This is a genomic window from Sphingobacterium sp. 1.A.4, from assembly GCF_002734245.1.
In the GTDB taxonomy this organism is placed as follows: Bacteria; Bacteroidota; Bacteroidia; order Sphingobacteriales; family Sphingobacteriaceae; genus Sphingobacterium; species Sphingobacterium tenebrionis.
Map to the genome: position 1 here is coordinate 23046 of NZ_PEAZ01000107.1, position 22204 is coordinate 45249.

At 36.7% G+C, this 22204-nt stretch carries 14 protein-coding genes; 2 read left to right on the forward strand and 12 right to left on the reverse strand.

Annotated elements, in window-relative coordinates; translation table 11 throughout:
• Positions 1–123: 123 nt before the first annotated feature.
• The 3 genes from CRJ00_RS16815 to CRJ00_RS16825 form a co-directional block, all read right to left on the reverse strand.
• Positions 124–723, reverse strand: a complete 600-nt coding sequence (locus tag CRJ00_RS16815) for a response regulator (protein ID WP_099367899.1) — start codon at positions 721–723, stop codon at positions 124–126.
• Positions 716–2605 carry an ATP-binding protein gene (locus tag CRJ00_RS16820; RefSeq protein ID WP_099367900.1) on the reverse strand — a complete coding sequence of 630 codons (1890 nt, stop codon included), beginning with the start codon at positions 2603–2605 and terminating at the stop codon, positions 716–718. Before CRJ00_RS16820 ends, CRJ00_RS16815 begins: the two co-directional genes overlap by 8 nt.
• Positions 2606–2672: 67 nt before the next feature.
• The gene (locus CRJ00_RS16825; protein WP_099367901.1) at positions 2673–3569 is read right to left on the reverse strand and encodes a helix-turn-helix domain-containing protein; all 897 of its coding nucleotides are present in this window, start codon (positions 3567–3569) and stop codon (positions 2673–2675) included.
• Between the two features lie 147 nt (positions 3570–3716).
• On the opposite strand from CRJ00_RS16825, the gene CRJ00_RS16830 reads away from it, so the two are divergent.
• Positions 3717–4118, forward strand: a complete 402-nt coding sequence (locus CRJ00_RS16830; RefSeq protein WP_099367902.1) for a GlcG/HbpS family heme-binding protein — start codon at positions 3717–3719, stop codon at positions 4116–4118.
• A 104-nt stretch (positions 4119–4222) separates the two neighbouring features.
• On the opposite strand, the gene CRJ00_RS16835 is transcribed toward CRJ00_RS16830, so the two are convergent.
• Positions 4223–5722 (reverse strand): TlpA disulfide reductase family protein, encoded by a 1500-nt coding sequence (locus CRJ00_RS16835; protein WP_099367903.1) that lies wholly within the window; start codon positions 5720–5722, stop codon positions 4223–4225.
• A gap of 516 nt (positions 5723–6238) precedes the next feature.
• On the opposite strand from CRJ00_RS16835, the gene CRJ00_RS16840 reads away from it, so the two are divergent.
• Positions 6239–8275 (forward strand): FUSC family protein, encoded by a 2037-nt coding sequence (locus CRJ00_RS16840; protein WP_099367904.1) that lies wholly within the window; start codon positions 6239–6241, stop codon positions 8273–8275.
• Between the two features lie 2 nt (positions 8276–8277).
• Here the strand turns inward: CRJ00_RS16840 and CRJ00_RS16845 are convergent, their stop codons facing one another.
• From CRJ00_RS16845 to CRJ00_RS16880, 8 genes are read right to left on the reverse strand one after another with little or no spacing between them, the layout of a single operon-like run.
• Positions 8278–10545, reverse strand: a complete 2268-nt coding sequence (locus CRJ00_RS16845) for a Gldg family protein (RefSeq protein WP_180268520.1) — start codon at positions 10543–10545, stop codon at positions 8278–8280.
• A gap of 1 nt (position 10546) precedes the next feature.
• Positions 10547–11482: an ABC transporter ATP-binding protein gene (locus CRJ00_RS16850; protein WP_099367906.1), complete on the reverse strand. Its 936-nt coding sequence runs from the start codon at positions 11480–11482 to the stop codon at positions 10547–10549.
• 3 nt (positions 11483–11485) lie between these two features.
• Positions 11486–13732, reverse strand: a complete 2247-nt coding sequence (locus CRJ00_RS16855) for a Gldg family protein (RefSeq protein WP_099367907.1) — start codon at positions 13730–13732, stop codon at positions 11486–11488.
• Positions 13733–13782: 50 nt separating this feature from the next.
• The gene (locus CRJ00_RS16860; RefSeq protein ID WP_099367908.1) at positions 13783–15321 is read right to left on the reverse strand and encodes a PKD-like family lipoprotein; all 1539 of its coding nucleotides are present in this window, start codon (positions 15319–15321) and stop codon (positions 13783–13785) included.
• Positions 15322–15352: 31 nt separating this feature from the next.
• Entirely contained in the window at positions 15353–16087 is a 735-nt protein-coding gene (locus tag CRJ00_RS16865) for a DUF4843 domain-containing protein (RefSeq protein ID WP_099367909.1), read from the reverse strand.
• Positions 16088–16110: 23 nt separating this feature from the next.
• Positions 16111–17583 (reverse strand): RagB/SusD family nutrient uptake outer membrane protein, encoded by a 1473-nt coding sequence (locus CRJ00_RS16870; RefSeq protein ID WP_099367964.1) that lies wholly within the window; start codon positions 17581–17583, stop codon positions 16111–16113.
• 4 nt (positions 17584–17587) lie between these two features.
• On the reverse strand, positions 17588–20998 hold the full coding sequence (locus CRJ00_RS16875) for a SusC/RagA family TonB-linked outer membrane protein (protein WP_099367910.1): 3411 nt from the start codon (positions 20996–20998) through the stop codon (positions 17588–17590).
• A 54-nt stretch (positions 20999–21052) separates the two neighbouring features.
• Positions 21053–22198: a FecR family protein gene (locus CRJ00_RS16880; RefSeq protein ID WP_144038191.1), complete on the reverse strand. Its 1146-nt coding sequence runs from the start codon at positions 22196–22198 to the stop codon at positions 21053–21055.
• Positions 22199–22204: the final 6 nt, after the last annotated feature.

Here is a 22204-nt window from a genome sequence, read left to right on the forward strand (position 1 = left end):
TTAAAATTTTCGTTAAATGTAAAAAAATAATCAGCCACTTTTCTGTAACATAAATGTTAATCAGAAAAAATAACATAAATTTAACTATTGGGTTTTGTTTAGTCCTTTTAGAACCTGCCTTGATCAATCGAACAAGCCATCATGATTGCGGATCCTTGATTTTAATTTCTGACGGATATTCTTTCGGTGGGTGCGAATCGTCATGACACTACGGTGCAAGATCTCTGCAATCTCCTGACTGGATTTTCCTTCTTTTATCAATTTATAAATTTCGAGTTCCCGATCGGTTAGTCCAAAATCATTTTTCATGATGGATTCGGAGGTACTATGCAATGTTTTTTCATCGCCATAGATGCTTTTCCCTTCAAATACCTTACGAATAACACTGATTAAATCCTCCGCATCCAATTCCTTGGAAATATAGCCCTCTACGCCGATAGCTTTCAATTCCGCGAAAAAAGCTTGGTTGACCTCCAGGGATAAAATAATGATTTTAGCCTGAGGTCGAATCTGTTTGATTTCCTTGGCAATACTGATCCCAGACCGCTCGTTCAAATACATATCCAATAAAATGATATCAGGTTCATGTTGATTTAACATCCCTCGGATATGATTTCCATCTGAATAGCGCTGTAAAAGGACCATATCAGTCTCCGACGCTAAAAGCGCGTGAAGACCATCAGAGAATAACCGGTGGTTATCAATATTGACCAATTTAATCATGCTGAATCCCTTTCTTTTTAAGTGGCAAAACGATATTTACCGAACAGCCCTCTTTGTTAATAATAAAATCAAAACTTCCATCATAATAATCAACTCTGGATCGGAGATTCGACATCCCCATCCCTATCCCCTTTCCTATCAAACCCATATCAATTTCTTCGGAGCGACCATTATCATGAACCATCAAACGGACTTCCGATTCATCCACGGCCAGATCAACTTCAAACAAGCTGGCATTTTTAGCATGCTTAACCGCATTGGTCAGCAATTCTTGATAGATTCTGAACACATGAACCTTCATGTCCCAGGGAATGTGATATTCATTCCCTATACAGGATAGATGGATTTCAAATTGATGGGCAAAAGCTTGTACATCTGATCGGATGGTTTCAAAAAGGCCATTCAATTCCAGATTTCTAGGAGCAATCTGATGTATCAGTCTTTTAAAGTCAAAATTTATCCCCTTTAGCATTTCTTGAACTTTACCTGATTGCTGTAGGTTTTCTTTCGAAAGAAGCAGACGAAGTCCTTGGATTGTTCCCCCAATACCATCGTGTACATCTTGGGCGATCCTTAGTCGTTCCTTTTCCTGGGTAATGATCAGTTCATGGGCCAACTGCCTTCTCTTCTCTTCACTCTGTTCAATACTTCGCTTGAAAAACTCAAAATCCTGTTTATACTTCACCGTAAATACGATCATCAAATAGATAACCTCTACTGCAAATGCGAATATGATGTTCCCAGGCCGTATAAATTGAGGAATATGAATATAATTAAGGGAGCTGAACAAGTACAGCAGTACGGATATAATAAGCAATGTATTCCCCAACAGGTAATGCATGATAAAAGGAGTTCTTTGTCGTATAGCGATCCAGATATTCATCAACAGTCCGAAAGTTTGCATCAACAGCACCGCAACAAAAAAGTATTGGAAATATTCCAGTATTTGGGAATGTTGAGGCAGCAGCAAATTCAACAATAAATAAAAAAAGACTGCTATGAGTGCTACCCGATTTAGCAGTTTCAAACGATGGCTATAATTGGGCAAAAACTTATCCTGTTGAACAAAAGCAATAAACACATGTACGTTGAAATATAAGGTCAAAGCCAGGAAGCTTAATTTTGGGATCCTAGCCCAGCCTTCATAAATATATGAAGGGATGAGGTAGACATCATGTAGGTACTCCACGGTATTAAAAGCCACAAGGCAACTGATGTAGCCTAACATCATGCCATAGAAGCGTTTCTTCAGAATGATGAAGAGGAATAAGTTAAAAAGCATGGCAAAAAAGAAAAAGCCATAATACCTTCCCAATAAAAAAGATAATCCTAACTCATAGGTTAAAATATCACTTTTGGTACTGATATCGGTGGGAAAATACAGGGTTTTCCGTCCAAACACTTCTGTTTTTAGCAAAAAACTTTTGGTCTCGCCTGCTTCCAGTGGTATTTCAAAACTTACCGACCTTAAGGGCACTTCTCGGTCCGCTAATTTCATAAAATGGGATTGGTCCCTTCTCGATATGAGGAAATTGGAGGAATCAGCCATCTCAAATAGGCTGAATTTAATACCATCATTGTAGAAACTCCACAAATAGTTCTCCCGGTATTTAGACTGGTTGGAAATGCTAATGGAAAACCAGTGGGTACAATCCGTGATTCCACGATTTACAACTGAACCTGCTGGCATAGGCTGAAATTTGCCTTGTTTCCATTTCTCAACAACCTGTATCGCCCTTTCCCTTCCACTACAATCTACATATTCTCCTAGATATTGAACAATACGAATGTCATTGGCTCCTGGAACTTTCAAGGTATCCTGCGAATAGGCAGTAACCTGAAAAACAAATATCATCCATAACAATAATGGAAGATTTTTCATTAACAATTAGTTAGGTTATACGAATATAGTCTTCTGGAATTAAATTATCAAAATTATATTTTTCCAGTTAACAGAATTTTTTAACGTATTCCCCTGGCGTGCACTGGTACATCGCCCTAAATTGTTTAACAAAATAACTGGATGAATTGAATCCCGACCTATATCCAACTTCTGCAATAGACAATTCTCCTTGCAGCAGCATATTGCAGGCCTTTGCCAATCTTTCCTGCATAATGTATTGCCCAGGTGTTTTACCTGTATAAGCATCAAAAATCCGAAACAAGGTACTTTTACTGCAATTAGCAATATCCATCAGTTGTTCGGTACTGATTGCAAGATGCAAGTGTTCCTTGATATAATTTTTGACATCTAGAAACTGTTGCTGGTATTTCCCTAATTCGTGTACCTGTATATGCTCCTGTTGAGCAGTGATCAACCTGACGAAAAGGGATTTAAGTATGAGATCAAAAAGCGGGTAATTATTCTTTTCTTGATTGATGGCCTGCAATAATTCATTAAAAGATCTGACAATACCTACATTGTTATTGAAATGAAAATGCCTGAAATCCAACTCCCAAGGGCCGTTTTCCTTATAGTTTTTATTCAGGTATTTCAATTGTTTCTCCAACGTAGCTTGCGGGATCAGGATGGTCGCACATTGCACCGGATTTTTAGCATCTGCCTCCGGAAAATCAGCGTAAATCGTCTCTCCTTCAGGAAGGACCAGCGAGGTGCCCGGCTGGAATTCAAAACGCTCACCTGCATTGGTATAGATCGTTTTCTTTCCCCTGATCATACTTGAAATGGTCAGTCCGGGATATACTATCTTCACTTTAAGGGAAGATTGGAAAGTCTCAAAAATATTGATCTCAAAATCACCACAGTCAAACCGGTTTTGATGCTCCTGTCCAGAACGAAGGTGTTCCGGAGTTTGTAAAGAAAGAAGTTCAACCGTGTAATTCATAGGGTATTATGGATAGATTCCGTGGATTTATCATACGAAGATATTCAAATATTTCTGAAACTATTGTCTTATTCTTTGAGACTATCCTTTTAGCGTGAGGTAAAATTATGTAATAACTTTAACTCATAAACTTAAAAAATTATATCTATGAGTAACATCACATTACAACAAGCTCGTCAAATCATTGATGCAGCCATTAAGAAATCGGAAGAATTAGGCGTGAAAATGAATATTGCAGTGGTGGATGCAGGAACCAATCTAGTGGCTTTTAACAAGATGGACGATGCTTGGTTAGGATCCATTGATATTTCTCAGAAAAAGGCTAGAACGGCCAGGTATTTCAATATGGATACCGGGGAGATAGGAAAATTATCACAACCAGGTGGAGCCCTTTACAATATCGAACATTCCAACCATGGACTGATTACCTTTCCAGGAGGTGTTGTCATCAAGGATAACAACGGCACTATCATTGGGGCAATCGGCGTGAGTGGAAGTACTGTGGAAGATGATCACGAGGTGGCTTCTGCAGGTGCAAAAGCTCTATAAAAACCATTCTTACAAAGAATATTCAAGGTATTTCATTCTACTATTGAAAAACAAAAGGAGCGTTGAAAATTCAACGCTCCTTTACTATGTCTTGAAATGATTGATTATTTCGCGTTTTTAGCTAATTCAATCTTTACAGTCATTTCTTTTACAATTTTGTCCACTTCTGGTGATGAACCTGAGGATTCAAAACGGATGAAGCCTTCTTTATCGATTACAGCTTTAAAAGGTATTCCTTTTACACCGTAGGCTGTAACAGCCGCTTTTTCTCTATCTTTCATCTCATCGAAAAGCACATGGAAGGTATAATTGTTCTTCTTGATAAAATCGTTTACTAAATCTTTATAATTATCTCCACGTTCCCAAGTATCAATAAACAAGAATACTACATCCTTATCGTCTTTATACTTGTTTACAGAAGCCTGCATGCCTGGGAATGAATTGATACATGGACCACACCAAGTTGCCCAGAAATCAAGGACTACCACTTTTCCTTTATAATCTGCCAAAGAAACTGTTTTGCCGTCGCGGTCCACCAAAGAGAACAAAGGTGCTTCTTTTTTGATCATTTCCCCTTTATATTTGGCAATCATGGCTTCTTCACCTTTTTTGTCAACAGAGGCTAGGTAATTATCGAAATTAGCATTCGCTCCATTCAATTTTTCATAAAGTTCTTTTTGAACCTTTATCAAACCATCATTTTTACCATTTTGGATCAACGCATTATCAATAAACAAAAAGGCATCCAGGTCTCTTCCTGTCTTACGGATACCATCTGCATAACCCAATACATAAACTGGAGCAGAAGAATAATAAGGATCAACCTTAAATAGACCTTCATACACCTGAAGACCTTTTTCTGCATTCCCTCCATTGATCAAAGCAGGTGCATAGTTTCCTGCAATCGTAGGATATGCTCTCGCTGTAGGACTAGATTTAACTTTATCATCAGCAGAGTTGTAAGCATCATAAGATGCTTGATAGATGTCTGCTAAAATTGGTTCAGCATTGGTATAATCCTTTTCCCTAACCAATCCACTGGCTACGGAACTCGCTAATTGCGCATACGCTGCTTCAGATTTTAACGATTGAAGAATTTCATTCCCTTTTGCAGCATTCTTTTCTTTAAAGTATAGACCTGCTAATCTGGATTTTCCTTGTGCATAGATAGCTCTATTTTCTTCTTTAAAGGATTTTGCTGGGAATTTCTTTTCCCAAGCAGTCAATTGTTTCTCCAATTCTACAGCTGTAATACCTTCTGTTTTGAAGATGGCATTGTAAGCATCTAGTCTTGCTTTAGAACCTTTAGGAAAACGCTTTATCAGGGATTTATCAGCCTCTTCTGCTTTATCAGCATTACCTATAAAGCGGAATAAAGAGCTAGCCATGCCAGCAAATTCTTCATTTTTACTAGCCATCATTGCTTCTGCTTCTTTTGTTAAAGCAGCATCACGAACTTTCGTATCCTTTTCTTTAGCAATTTCATTGATTTGTCTTACTAATTCCTCCTGGGTTATGCCCTTTTGTTTCACAATTTGAGCTTGCACTTGTGAAAATGATAGAGCCGCAGCTAAAATCCCAAGTGAGATAACACTTTTTTTCATATTAAATTGTACTGGTTTTATTAGATTAATAATTCATTTCTCAAATGTAATTAGGTTTTTTCTTATTTGATTGTAAGGTTTTCGATATATTTTACCTCTCCTAGCACATTCTGTTTATATAGACGTATAAAACAGAATATTGTCCCTCCTATCCGTAAAATTTTTCGATCCTTCCTTTTCGTTGAAAACAGCTAATATATTGAATGGTTAATGATTCAGTATAAAATTACGATTTTGAACTCTAAATTATCTTAAAAAAATGTTAATTTATTTTCATAGAAGAAGAGTATTTATTCTAAAACAATCTTACTATACTCATTCTAAAAATAGTCTATCTCACTCCGAACAAAATTCTTTAAACGAAGAGAAAACCTTAGCCTCGTGACCTAGAGGGCACCAATACCCCTCTCCATCAAAATAATATTTTATGATAAATATATTACACCGCATATAATTCCTGCTATTTTATTTTTTCGTATTTTTGCAGCCACAAAACAATAGATATCCTTATATAATTTGGCAACGAGCGTATTTTCTAAAATATCTTCTTTCTTAAAAACCGAATCGAGCTTTGATGCATTACGCAATATCTTGATTATCCTTATCCCTTCTTTATTTGTTTTTTACCTATTTGATGGGCATGTCGCCATTGCTTTTGCTGTTGGGGTTCTACTCGCCTGCTTAACCGATCTGCCAGGAACAAAAAAAGATAAGTGGACATCATTTGCTTACTGTATCCCGGTTTTTGCCATTACCTCGATCAGTATCTCCCTGGCATTGGCAAACCATTCTCCCATCATTGTTCTCTTGTTAGGAATTTTTGGTTTTGTTTACACTTTTATAGCTTTATTAGGGTTCCGGATCAATTTCATTGGGAATCTCGGATTGATCGTAGCCAGCTTTACCATTGGCTTACGGCCTGAAGATCCTCTAATATTCAGTCTTTCAGTTACTGCAGGAGCCATCTGTTTTTATATCCTGAGTTTACTGCAGGTCTATCTATTTCCTTATCGTTCCCTCAGATTTGCGGTGCAATCGGGTATCACGAGTTTATCCCAACTCATCAGGTTAAAAATTGACTGTTACAACGAAGAAATTCCACTTCCCAAAACCTATAAACAACTCAGTGCATTACAGATCAAGGTTTCTGATCAACTGGAAGCTGTACGGTCCTTATTGCTGAGGAACAAGAACCTCCATTCTGAAAAAGATCTTCGGACCAAAATATGGCTTGCCAAGCTCTATAAACTCATTGATCTCTACGAATTGTTAATGGCGGTAGATCAGGATTATGAAAGGATCCGGGAGCTTCTGAAATCAGGGAATACCTTATCCCTTATTCGTCGTGCCTTGGCCATCCTATCCAAGGAAACTGCAGAATTGAATTATTTAAAAAAATCAAAGTCTTCCAATCTGAAAAGGAAGAAAGAGTTTGAGAAAATCATGGTACAACTGGAAGTTGACCAATTCATTGCTGATTTTCACCGAAAAGAATTGATCATTTCCATTGCCAAGCAATTAGGACAGATCGCAAATATCCTTCATGACATCAAGGAGGAGGTTTTGGATGCGGATCATAGCTGGGTAGAAAGTAAGAATTTTAAGGATTTTGTGGCACCAGATAGTGATTTCAAAACGCTTGTTAACAATTTCAACTTCAAGTCGCCGATTTTTTCTTATGCAGTCCGGATGTCAATTTTATTGATGTTAGGTGGTGTTATCGGTTATGCGCTTCCAGAATACAGGTATGCTTCCTGGATCTTGCTGACCATTATTTTGGTGGCCAGACCTAGTTTTACCACTACCCAAAAAAGAAATTACCAACGGATAGTGGGTTCTTTGATCGGAATAGCCATCAGCCTTTTGATTTTGTTGATCATCAAGGATTTCACTATCCTAATGGGGATAGCGATCTTTTGCCTTTACCTGTTCTTATTGTTCAACAAACCAAATTATTTGGTCTGTGTTATTTTCATCACGATTACCATTCTGATCGGCCAACATACCTTTGAAGGAACCATTCAGGATATTCTGGGAAGTAGATTTGCCTTTACCTTAATGGGGTCCATATTTGCTGTACTGGGATGTCTTGCTATCCCGATCAATCATTATCGGTCGATTGAGCAACAGACCAACCGATTATTGGACCACTTCCGGAATTTCTTCCAAAAGATCAAGGAGAGTTATGAGGTTCAGGAACTGAGTTATTATGATTTGAGATTGGTGAGAAAGTTCACCCAATCTGCATTGGCCCTAAGTTATGATTCCTTGGAACAGTTTGCCAAAGATCCAATCCAAGGAAGACTCCATAAAAAGGAGATTGAGCATTTCCAGACCCTGGCTTATAGAATCAATGCCTTACTAGTTGGCTTGTCCATCAATAGGACCAAATTGGGTTTTGTGCTCCATCCGGAGCTGATGAATGAGCGGACAGCATATATCGATACATTGATAGCAGAAGCTGAAACGCTTTCTAAAAAGCTCCATAAGAACAAAGAAAGGCCCAACATTAAGAAGGACCTTTCCATACTAAACTCAAACAACAAACGTTAGTATTATTTTCTTTTTCGGCGCTTAAGCACGACAACTGCTGTCACAGCAATTAGCACTGGTATTATCAAAAGATAAATTAACTTTTGAGTATTGATAGATTTCCGTCTTGACTTAATGATCACATCCGGCGCTTTATCTTTCTCCGCACCAACTTGTGCTTTTCTATCTCTAATAGTATTGAAGATTCTTCCCGCAACTAGGGAATTAATAGAATTAATATTAAATCGGTTAAGTTCCGCGTTACTTATGAAATCAGCATCTCCGAATACAAAAACATGTTGATCTTTTCCATTCACCTTTCGCAAAAGTTTCATCGCAGTAGGAACAGAAACCCGAACATCTTTCCCTTCCATAAAAACCTCTTTCTTTAAATTCAGATCATAGGTTCCCAATTTATTCCAAGTATCCTTATCATCTGATCGCATCAATACTACCCTTGAAAAGCCCTTGTTGTCGGTTAATGGTTCAATTCCCATAGCTTTGTTCATCACCAACTTTGCGCCTTTATAATACAAAAATCCATTTTCCTCAGCTTCCGGCGTGAGATACAAACGCAGAAGATCCACATCATAATCTTCACTATCCTGCATTAAAGTGCCATCCATAAATTTCAGCCCCAATTTTTCTGCTATCGGTTGCAGATATTCCTTACTTCCCTGTGGATCAGCTAATAAATAAATATTGCCTCCTCGTTCTATATAACGAAAAATCGAATTTAATTCTTCGGTAGTATAGGGTTCTCTAGGGTCGGCTATAACAATGCCCACACCTTTAAAATCATCTAAGGAAGATGCATTCAACTTCTGGATTTCATATCCTCTATTGATCAATGAGCCTCTAACAGTCTGACCATTTAAAAGAATACTGTATTCCCCATTTCCATAATTATCAATTCCACGCTCGCCTTTCCCAGATAAAAGTCCAAGAACTGCAGGCCCATCCAATAATCTTACTAAGGAAGCATTGATTTCCCCTTCTTTTGGATACACAAACATATCATCAAACATGCGTAAGGGAACCCGCTTGCCTTTATATTCAAAAAATCTAACCAACGTATTATTTTCAAGAGCAACTTCGGGGAATTTTTTCATATCCTCCGGGGTCAATAATTTCTTGAAATTTATCCCTAGGGCATCCGCAGCCTTTTCAGATTTGCTAAGAAAAGTTTCATTTGAATCCAATTTTAAATATGGTATACTATTATAGTAAACGACATAATCCATCTCAAGCTGAGGAATAAACCTATTAATAGATTCAAAATTTGCTAAATCACTTATACGATTTTTTGGTGAAGCATATTCTGCTCTTCGATCTAAGACATTGATATAAGTAACTAACTTTATAGGCCCATCTATTCTTGAGGCAATTGATTGTCCATATGCTGATATGGTTCTATCCTTAATTTGAGTAGTATCATAATAACCCGTAAAACGAATAAGAGATGTTATATATCCAATTCCTAAAAGTACAACTGCTAAAGCCATGTATTGTAATGTCTTAATTATAGTTTTCGTACCTGATCTTTCCTGAACAATTCGCAGAATTGTGACCATGAGAAAGAATGAAATGATCAGCAAGAAAAAAGCAATCTCCCTAGTTGTTAACAATCCATTTACTATTTCCTCTGCCCTACCTCCTACGGATAACCAATTCGTAATCTCACGAAAGCCATCGTATTTCGCTCCAAGGATTTGAGCATAATTTAAAAACGCAAGCAAAGCTAAAGTACTAATGGCTGCTACAATCTGATAGGAAGTTAAACTGGACATAAACAGACCAATAGCAGAATACGTACATATTAAAAGAAAAAGAGCCAATAGTCCAAAAAGCACAAATTTAACATCCATATGCTCAATAGAAAAATAGGCTGAAACCGCATATAGACCCAGCATACCTACTGCAATAAAGGCATAGATAACAATGGAAAGATATTTACCTAAAACAATTTGTGTAGCTGTAACAGGCGAGGACTGCAACAATTTAATTGAACCACTAACATACTCCCTACTGAAGATACCCATGGTCAATAATGGAATATATAAATAAAGGTATTCTATCAGCGTGGAGAACATCCCCTTTTCTCCAGCAAACATGACGCGAGTCAAGACACTTAGATCCCTATCTAGTTGTTGCTGGGTTTCCTGACTATAAAGCATATCAAAATAGGCTAATCCTCCTTGCAAAAAAAGGATGACCAGAATTATCCATGCTATTGGCGAATAAAATAAAATGCTTAATTCTAAACGTGCAATTTTTATGATTTTTCGCATGCTATTCCCTTCCTTTAGTATTTGCCGACAATTGTGCAAAAACCCCATCCAACGAACTTTTTTCTAAATAGATTTCCGCTAACCCCCATCCCTTGTCGGCGCTTAGCTGAATTAATTTTTGAGTTACCTGGTTTGGATCGTTGAAAAACACACGATACTGTCCTATTTCTACTTCCTCAATGCGATCTATAAATGCCAAATCCTCCAATTCCTTTATATCTGGAGCATGGCTTAAATGGAGCATTAATGAATTGGGCTCAATATAATTGTTAAAGGCATTCATCGTATCCGCAAATACCACTTCTCCATGTTCAATCATGATGATCCTATCGCAGGTGGCTTGAACTTCACTAAGAATATGTGTAGAAAGAATGACCGAACGTTCTTCCCCTATTTCTTTTATCAACTTTCTTACCTCCAATATTTGATTTGGATCCAAACCATTAGTAGGCTCGTCCAACACCACCAATTTTGGATTATGAATGATTGCTTGGGCTATCCCCACACGTTGTTGATAACCTCCAGAAAGATTACTGATCAATCTATTACTAAAGTGGCTAATACCACATTTCTTTTTGGCTACTTCCACAGCTCCTGGGATATCTTGTGCAGGAATATCCCTCAGGTTGGCACAATAGGTTAAATATTCATTCACGGTCAATTCAAAATGGAGAGGTGCCTTTTGAGGTAAAAAACCGATTAAACGTTTCGCCGCCACCGGGTGCTGTCTAATATTTATTCCATCAATTAGGGCCTCTCCTTCCGTTTGGTTGATTACCCCACAAAGAATATTCATCGTGGTTGATTTACCTGCACCATTTGAACCCAATAGTCCAAGAATCCCTTTCTCAGTAACCTCAAAGTTAATATTACGAATTGCCCAATCTCTTGAATATCTATGGGACAATGATTTTATTGTTGCTATACTCGTACTCATTTTTTACTTTCTTTTTCTGCTAATTAATAAATAACCTCCTACCAAAGCGATAACGATTGGGAGAATGAATACCCAGATATATTTTATGCTGTTTAATGTTCCAGCTTTCACTAAAATTTTATTATCGATCGATTCTGGTCTTTTGGTATTTACTGGAAACTCTCCATCAGAGAACCATTTAAATAATTTAATGGTAAAACCACCATTGTCATTTCTTAGATTGAAGCGGCCTAATTCTGCATTGCTCATAAAGTCAGCATCTGCAAACAAAGCAATCTTCTGTACCTTATCGTTGACTTTTTTAGATAAAGCAGTAGCTAGGATATAAGGTATAGAATCAGATTTCTGGAAAACGGTATCTATCGCTAATCTACCTTTCCATACCTGACTTTTTCCACTCATAACCAATTCTTCATTTTTATAACCATTTAAGTTACTATCCATGCGGATAGCAGTGCTTCCTGCGAATGACAATACGGCGTTGGGATTATCATAAAAACTTTTACTTAACTCATTATTAGCTGCCCGCCCGACGAGAACATTTGCTTCCAAATCCTTTGTTTTTTGATATAATTGGAAAGATTCAAATTTTGCCGGAATGTTCTTTAGTATTGGATTAACTAAAGCTTCCTTGCCAGGCTCAATGGATAGTAACAGATTACCTCCTTGGTCAATATATCGATGGATAGCTGCGAGTTCAACATCAGAATAAGAAGTAAATGGGTCGGCAATAACTAACACCGCCAACTTTCCACCCAGACTATCGATTTGATTAGCTACTAATTCTTTAACATCAAATCCATTATTCACCAAGGCAGCTCTTTGGCCAATTTCAGTGGTAATGGTATTATATGCTTTATCACCTATCTTGGTTACGCTTCGTTCATCATGCCCCTTAAGTATACCAACAATCGGAACTTTAGTATATAATCGCTTTAAAGCAGAGGTGATTTCAGATTCGTTTGGATAACCAGTTGCATCCATGAACATTCTTAAAGCAACACTATCCTTACCATGATGGATGAATCTAACGTAAGCATTTCTTTCGGGAGATAAATCGATCTGTTTTTTGATTTCCTCCGGGGATAATAATTGGTCAAAATCGATTTCATGGGCAAGTGCTGCTTTTTGAGCCTTTTCCAATAAATTGATAGAACTATCCGCATATAAAGGCACATAATCATAGTAATAAATGTATTCCATTTCCATTTCTGGAATATACCGGGTATACATATCAAATTGCTTCAAATCAAATTTCCGCCATTTCGGTGTCCCCAATCTTCCATGTGGATGAAGAATATTTGCATAATTCTTCATTTTAATCTTTTGATTTAAATGGGAGATGACCTCTTTACTATTTGGGGTTAATGTATTCGCTTCAAATCTACTCAAATCCCAAAAATGCCAATTTGTAGGCCTAGAAGTAAAATATCCTACCGATAATATCAACGCTATTAATAAGATATAACGCACCGCTTTTTGCAATTCAGACCGGATAACACGACCATCATTCAATCGCATGATTGTAACACCTAAAAAGAGAGTAATTACCAAAACAAAATAACTTATATTTTGACTGGAAAGCATCCCATTTATAAAATGGTCAGTCCGTCCTTGCAAGGATAACCAATAAGTGATTTCTCTAACAAATTCATTTCCTTTCCCTATTTCACCAATAAAATTCAATCCAGCGAAAATAGCTAACGTACTGATCGCCGCAACGACCTGATAGGATGTTAAACTGGACATGAATAAACCAATCGCAGCATATGCAGCAATTAACAAATAGACTCCTACCATACCAGCCAAGAGGATCCCCCAATCAAAATTATCAATCAAACGGCTGGCTGTAAATCCAATTCCGAAAATAACCAGGATGAAAAACAAGCCGAAGCCAAGTAAGGCCAAATATTTACCAATCACGATTTGAAAGTTGGTAACAGGTGATGATTGTAGTAATTTTATAGAACCTGAACTTAATTCTCTACTTATTATACCCATAGTTAGTAAAGGGATATATAGGTAAGTGTATTTAAGAACAGAATGAAAAAACCCTTTATTACCTGAGAAAACATCAATCGTAACAGACTGTATTACTTTATCTAATTGTTGGTCACTTTCCTTCACTTGTATAAGATCCATAATGGATATTCCACATTGGATCAAAAAAATGATCATGACGACCCAGGCCACTGGCGAATAGAACAGAATGTTCAATTCTAATCGTGCGATCTTTAAAATTTTCCTCATAATATCAAAAATGAAAGCCCCAAAGATTTTTGCCTAAGGGGCTATCTGGTTTAAAGTTGTGTTATGGTAAATAATATTTTTCCGAAACCATTATATGTTTTAATGTTCGCCTGATCGATATTTGCCACTCCCTCATTAATCAGTGGAAGAACATGTACTTTACCTTCGGTACCATTATAAGTTCCTAAAATCAGTTGCTTGCCATTTCTTGAGAAATTCTCCCGATTAACCATTGGATAATCAGCTTGTAAATAGACACTTAAAGCAGTGATCTCTTCTCCGGATGATACCGTATATCGCAAGCTATAGGCAGGATTTAATGCAGAATACATGATTGCATAAATTTTGGTCTTAGTAGCATATAAAATCACTTGCTGATTATCTAATATCAAAAATTTTATGGCTTGGTCTATTTCTGGCGCATTGGACAGGTCCATAAATTTCTTTGGAACAGATGGGGTTGGAACCCAATTTTCACTATCATATCCTCCCGCACTTAATATATATAATCCATATTTCTGTGTAGATTTATCTTTAAGGATATGAATAAATTCACCTTGGTTACTTATTCCTGCCGCAATATTCTGTTTATTTGGAAGATCATTTGGATTGAAAGGTACAGTAGCAGCTGGAACTGGTCGCATACCACGATCACCATAGGTAGCAAAGGAATATTGATAGGCAAAATGACCCTTTTCCTCACTATAAAAGTTTAAGGAAATATTTGGATAATCATAGCGGTTATTTATTCCTAAAATAGTTGGGATATTGTAATTATTTGGGAAAGGCAACCCAAATTTTGAAATCTGCAACCAATTCGCATATAATTTTCCCTTATGGATCATAATCTCGTTCTGCACGAAATTTACTAGCTTTTCTGGCCCATAGCTATCTTGAGGTGCATAAAATAATTTCTCATTTTGATCGCCCAAGGAATAATCCAATGTTTTAATAGCAAAAAGAGAGTTAGAAGTTCCTCCTAATAATACATTACTGGATCCTAATTTTGTAAAAATCATAGAATTTACTAAACCAGGAATGCTAGTACCGTTAGCTGCTGAATAGATTTTAGTTCGTATTTTCTCCTGATTAAAATCAGGTGTCACTAAAGGAGACATAATTTGGCTCAAATCCGTATTTTGATTATCATAAGTTTCCACAATTACCAATCCTTCACCAATTCCATTCCGAATCATTAATGGCCAATCTTGAATATATGTAACCCCAGATTTTTCATCTTTAATCTTTAAAACGATCTGATGCAACCTGTCAAGGTTAGTAGGTACAAAACCTACTTCATAAGTCAGTTTTTTCTCTGTTCCTATGGTAATATATTCTGTAGACCATGGCTCCAAATTTATCGTCCATTCATAGGTCAACTGATCATTAGGACCAATTCCTAAAATTTTTGGATCTAGAACCAATTCATCAAATTGAAATACGGATAGCGTGCTTTGGCCTACAGTATCTACCTTAATATCCGACAATTTATTTGTATCTAAGCTACTTAGATCATCCTTGCAAGAAGCAAAAAACAGCAAAAAAACTAGGCTGATCAATAAGCTATATGTATATTTTATAGTTTTCATTTTCGTTTAATTATTGGTAAATAATTCGAAATTAATACCTAGGGACAATTGGATTTCCTTTTTGGGTGCCATCATCGTGTTTTAGGATATCATTAGGATTTGCTGCATTCCAGGCCCTGATATAATCACCGAATTTCTTACCTAACACTTCTGCTCCAGCCTGACCGTAAGGCCTAAAATCTGCTGCTGCAAAATTGGTCAACCCTGTGGTTTCAACAAAAATCCGATAGGCTTTAGTACTTCCTACAGAAGAGAAAAATGTTCTAAAATAAACTCCCCATGTAGGCATAATTGCTTGATTGCTCCAGGAAACTTCGATAAACTGACGTTCAATTATTCCTGCATCAAAATCGTTCGATTCCTTTACTTGAAGAAACAATCTTAAAACCTCTGTTTCCAGCTTTTCAGTTTTTGGAACCTTTATAATCAATGTGTCCCTAACTTTTCCAGCATGGACTATTCCCTGTTCAATCTGGTAATCCGCGCTTTCCGCATTGGTAATCGTATCAGTGATTACTTTAACTTCAAAAACCCTATCCTTGTCCTCCGGAAATCCATTAACAATGACAGGAATTCGGATTTCTCCAATTTGCTCAGGCTTTCCCAGAAAGGAAAAATTTATCTTGTTGGCCCCGACGGAATTTGAATAATCAAATATGATGGCCGCTTTGGAATTAAATGCGGTAGGTTCTGATTTTTCACAGCTCCAAAACGCTATTAATCCACCTAATAATAGACTATAGATTGATATTATTTTAGCTTTCATAATTATCTTGTTTAAAGGATGAATTATTGTTCCCTGTTTCCAAATTCAATTTCAGAAGGTGGAAATGGCAACATGTATATTTTATCATCAGCAATAATAGAAGCCGAATAGTTGGGTATGTGTTGCAAACCCAAGCGCTTATAATAGAAAAACAACTGTCCTTCGGCGACATACTCTTTACGATACTCCTTCAACAATTCCTGGGAAAATGTTTCCGAATTCAGATTAGCAGGCAAAGGTTGCACAATGCGTCTACTTTCTCTAACCTTTTCCAATAATTGAATAGCTTTGGAAAGATTATTTGATGCATAGTATTCCGATGCGATATAATACATTTCAGGGATTTTAATTAAGGGAATCACATTGAAATCCAAATCATTCATCGATCTATTAACTAATTTAGAACTCACATATCCTGCGTTTCCATTAATCAACAAGGTATTAAAACGAATATCTGCCGCTCCAATTTCTGGAATTTCTGTCTCGTAAACTTCAGCTACTGTCGCTCCCTGCATTCTTAATGCAAAAGGATTGGTTAATAGATCGCCATCAAAATAAAATTGGCTGTTTTGTAAATTATTAACCTTCAAACCAAATAATTGTTCTTGTACAATCGTTTTGTTTAGATTTACAGATTCATTTTGTCCTAATAATTTTGCGTAAGAATCCGCGATCACTTCTTCCGCTGCTTCAGCTGCATCCTTCATTTTTGCACCTCCTTGCCAGGAGAAAACACGTGCTTGCAATGCCTTGACAGCATAATAATTCATCCTATTTTGCCTTTTATCATAAAATCCATCTCGGTTAATATTCAACATTGCTTCATTTGATATCAGAGTTCCCTTCGAAATAGGATCAAATTTTAATAAGGTCAACGATTCTGCGATATCCTTTTCCATTAATTCAAATGTTTCGGAATAGGAATACTGGACAGGATAATCCTTACTATATTTTAAAGCATAAGGAATGGTTAGTCTAGCTTGTAGATCTGGTCTATTGGCATAATTTGATCGACCAAAAAAGCGTAATAAATCAAAATGAAGAAATGCACGCAATCCCAACAATTCTCCTTTGATGATCTCTTTCTCTCCTTGGTACCAAGCAAATTCACTCTTCTCGATATGTTCAAGTAAGCTATTTATATTGGCTATGGAAAAGTAATACTTATCCCACATGTTTTTTATATTTCTTTCACTAGACACATGGGTATAATTAAACTTCTGTATTTCACCAACTTCCGTGTTTCCTGCAATAAATGCAGCATATTGCTGACTCAAAACATCTACTAAATTATAGGAAGTGTTCAATCCATAAATTGCACCATTTCCCATGGACAAATACACGCCCATCAAAGCATCTTTAAACCCATCCACTGATGAGAATTGGTCCTCCGCTTTTATCTGGTTATTTGCTGTTACGTCAAACCACTTCTCACAAGATTGTAAGGAAAGCAGAATGACCAAACTCAAACCGTAAAATTTTAATGTTCTTTTCATGATCTTAAAAGGTTGCATTTAGTGAAAAAGAAACTGTTCTTGAAAATGGATAGGTTAAACCACGTTCGATCTCAATTGACGAAAATTTAACGACATCATTCATATTGAATGAAGCTCTCAGACGTTGTAATTTTAATTTGTTCAGCCAAGCATGTTGGTAAAAATCATAATACAAGTTAATGGATGCTATATCCAACTCTTTACGATCCTGAACAAAACGAGTCGTTGCCCTCGTCATTTCTTGTGCGGGTGTGAAAGATCCATTTTCCAAAGGGATACTATACTCTCCCAATCTCTTATATAATGCATTTTGACCTGGCTCTAACCAACGACCTGTAAGTACCCTGCGGTCAACATTATACATCATATCTACATTTTCTACACGATCAACCAAGGTTTGGTTATATAATTGTCCTCCACCTAAATAGCGAGCTGTAACCGAAAGACCAACTCCTTTGAACTCCCCTTGAATCCCAAAGGTTCCTTGATATTTCGGACGTGCAATACCTGCCACAATCATATCAGAAGCATTCCAACTGTACGTGGTATTTCCATCCTTTCTGATATAAATTTCATTACCAGTTGCTGGATCGATTCCTAACGAAGGCACTGCCCAAATCGCATCCATCGCCATACCATCCTGATATTTCTTAATAGGTACATTATTTCCACGATCTGCAGCCAAAGCATCCATACGGTCGTTATAGGCTTTCATAGAATTGGATAATTCTACAATTTTATTCTCATTGGTTTCTATTCCAAATTGTAAGGAGAGAAAATTTCTATCTCTTTGCCAAGCAGTATAATTCGCATATATTTCGAGACCATTATTTTTAATTTTTCCTAAATTATCCTTCACCAATTCAAAACCTGTAGAACTAGGAAGTGTAATATCTGCTAACAGGTTTTCGGTATACCTTACATAATAATCGGCTCTAATACCTACAGGTCCTACCTTCAAATCCAGACCAGCATTGTAATCCTTTGATGATTCCCATTGTAAACCTGGATTGACCATGTTGAATAATTCTGATCCAGGAAAACCATTGTAATAGGCTTCCAACGCATATTTATAAGTCGCAATAGAAGCATTGGAATTAAAATTTTGATTTCCTGTTTGTCCAGCCGATCCGCGAATACGGAATAAATCCACATAGCCTAATGATTTTAACCATTGCTCATTATGTAAGTTCCATCCTAAGCCCACAGACCAAAAAGAGGCCCATCGACGATCTGCCCCAAACTGAGAAGAGGCATTTGCCCTATAGGTAAAATCAGATATGAATCTATTATCCCACATATAAGAAAAAGCAGCCAAGAAACCCATATCTCGAGTAATTCCATCCAAGCCAGAAGGTCTTGTATCTATGGCATAGTTTCTAGCAAAAATGATATCCTGCAAACGGTCACTTGGAAAACCTTCTGCAAAATATACCCGCTCAGCAAATTTTTTTTCACTTACATTATAGCCTAAGTTCCCAAAGAAATAATTCTTTTCAACCTGCTTACTATAATTTATGTTTAAATCTCCAGATAGATAGGTGCTTTTACCATTATTTACTTGGTAAGAACCTTTCCTATTGATCGTGACTTCATCTGTATAAAGTGCAAATTTGGTGTGCTTTCCAGGATAGAATTCATCCGCATCCGAAGTCTTTGTATCAATCCCAATCCGTGCGGTCGACCTTAACCCCTCGATTGGCATCCATTCCAAGTATAAATTGTTCGTAAAATTTAAATAGCTGTCTGTATTTTTAATGTTCAATTGGGAATTGTACAGCGGATTCGTGATGTTCGAGGAATTGAATACTTCTGCATAAAATGGAATAGTTCCGTCTTCATTTACCGCACGCCAATATGGATTCATTTTTACATATTCTGAAAAATCACCATAAGGAGATTCATTCGATTTATTAGATGTAAAAGATGCTACATTTCTAAATAGAAATTTATTCAATCGGTAGGATGCAGAGATATTTCCACCTATATTCTTTCTTCCAGAGCCAATCATGGCTCCTGAAACATTATTGAAGGTAAAATCAGTTAATACTCGAAGATCCTCTAATCCTAATTCGGCACTCAAGGAATGTCTATTTCCTACACCATTTTGCAATGGTTTTGCCAACCAATAAGTATCTAATCCCTCCTCTACTAATTTCTTACGGGTATTATACAATTTTTGCATTTGAATATAATAATCGGCTTCATTATAAGTAGAATTAGGACTGTACATGCCATCAATAACCTCTGCCTGCAACTTTTCCCTTGAATTAGTCAAATTATAACTGGTCAAATCCGGAAGTTCCACATTCACACTCATGTTATAATTGATAATAGGTTTCGAACCAACCATTTTAGTGGTCTCAATAATGATGACCCCATTGGCTGCTTTCGACCCATAAATAGCCTTAGAAGCGGCATCCTTCAGAATCGTTACGCTTTCTATTCGATTGATATCCAAATCGAAAATTCGTTCAACTGAGGCTTCAAAACCATCCAAAATAAACAAAGGCTGCGATGGAGATTTCAAATAATTACCTTTCAATCCTGATGTTAAATCTTCGGTTATAGGCAGACTTCCATTACCACGGATTTGTAGATCGGGTAATGTATTAGGATTAGACCCCATGTCAAAATTATCCAAGAACATACTTGGCGATATATTTTTTAAAGATTGAAATACGTTTGTACTTCCCATCCTTTTGATATCCTCCTTTTTGATCGTCATGGAAGATCCTGTAAAGCTTTCGGCTTTACGTTCGTATATACCAGTAACAATTACGTCTTCCAGTTCCTGAACCTTTTGTTTCAACACCACTTCTAGCGTCTTCCGCCCATTGAGCGCAATTGTACGAGATTCATAACCCACACTTGAAAAAGTTAAGGTGTCTTGAAGATTCGAAACAGGAATTAAAAAGGATCCATCAGCTTTAGTCTGCGCCCCAATAGAGGTCGATTTCGTAGTTCGGTTTATCGCTGTAATAGAAACATTTGCAATCCCTTCGCCCTGCTGGTTGACCACTCGGCCGGTTATATTCTGCTGTTTAGATTCTTTGGGACTGAGAACAACGATACCATCTTTTATCGCATACGTTAAACCTGTGTTTTCCAAAAGTTTACTTAAGGCTGTTTCAAGACTTACATTGTTCAAATTTAAGTTTAGGGGATTTTCTTTAGATAAATCACCCTTATTATAAAAAAAGTCAATATTTGATTGCTTTCTCAATTCAATCAAAACTTCTTCAATCTTGGCATTTTTTTTATTAATGCGAATCTGTTGAACAGATGCAAAACTTAGCTCTGCCGTTGCTAATAAGGATAATAGGACACAATATTTAGGAATATTTCGCCATTGGTTTGGTAGGTTATTGTCCTGTTTACCCCTCTTTAATCGTAGGAATGTTTTCAAATCCATGAATTAATAAGGTTAGTTAAGTAATACGCTTAGGTTTAATATTTTTTAAGTAATTTATTTCAATCTTTTTTTAACGATGACCTCCTTTCCTTTGATTTCAAAATTTACATTTTCCTTATCTTCCAACAGTTTTAATACCGTTGATAATCTTTTGTTTCTGGATATGATACCGCCATATTCTGTATCTGGCGAAGGCTGATATTCATAAATTATTTTCACATTATACCACCGAGCAACCGTGCTCAATACCTCCTGTAGGTTTTCACCGTCAAAGAAAAATTCACCCTGTTCCCAAGCTTTTTCTTTGTTCGAATCACTTTTATCAACTATCAATTGTTTTCCTTTTCCATTTTTCACCAGTTCTCCAGGCTTTAGGATAAATTCATTAATATCATTCTTATTACTTGATCTCACCCTTAAACTTCCCGAGACTAAAGCTGTGGTTGTTTCATATTCTTCTGGGTAGGATTTAATATTAAATTGAGTCCCTAAAACTTCTATCTGTTGATATCCTGCATCAACAGTAAATTTTTTATTCTCATCCTTAGCCACTTCAAAAAACGCCTCTCCCACCATTTCGACATTTCGCTCTCGACCAAACTCAATAGGAAAACGAATAGAGGAATTGGAGTTTAATTTTACTTTACTACCATCAGGCAGGATGACCGTATATTGTCCAGCATATCCAGTTTTAATGGTGTGGTATTCTAATTTGGTTGTAAGTTTCTTTTTCGGATTCGAAAAGGATATGATCCCTAATTTTTCATCCACCTTTACTCCATACGTTGATTCTTCCTTGAGACCATTAGCATTCAACTCAATTTCCCTTCCATCTGCCAGCACCATAGTTGCTTCATCTTTACCTGGTAATACATCGTTCTCTAGAGTTTGCACCACGGGATCTTCAATTCTTTGATGATTAGTCCATTGGTACACTGTAAATGCGAAAATCATAATCGCCGCGGCGGCTATTGACCACCATATAGGCTTATATTTCCTTACCGGTGTTTCGGTTTCGGCAAGGCGAATCAAAATCCGTTGAAAAAGAACCTCTTTATCATAGTTGATTATTGCTTGATCTTGGTTTTCAAATTTGAAATCTGAAAACCAGCTTTTAATTAACTCTTCTTCCTCTAATGAGGACGTTCCATTCTGAAACCTCCTTAAAAGGTCTTCAGCTTTCTTAAAATTATCATCCATGATAGG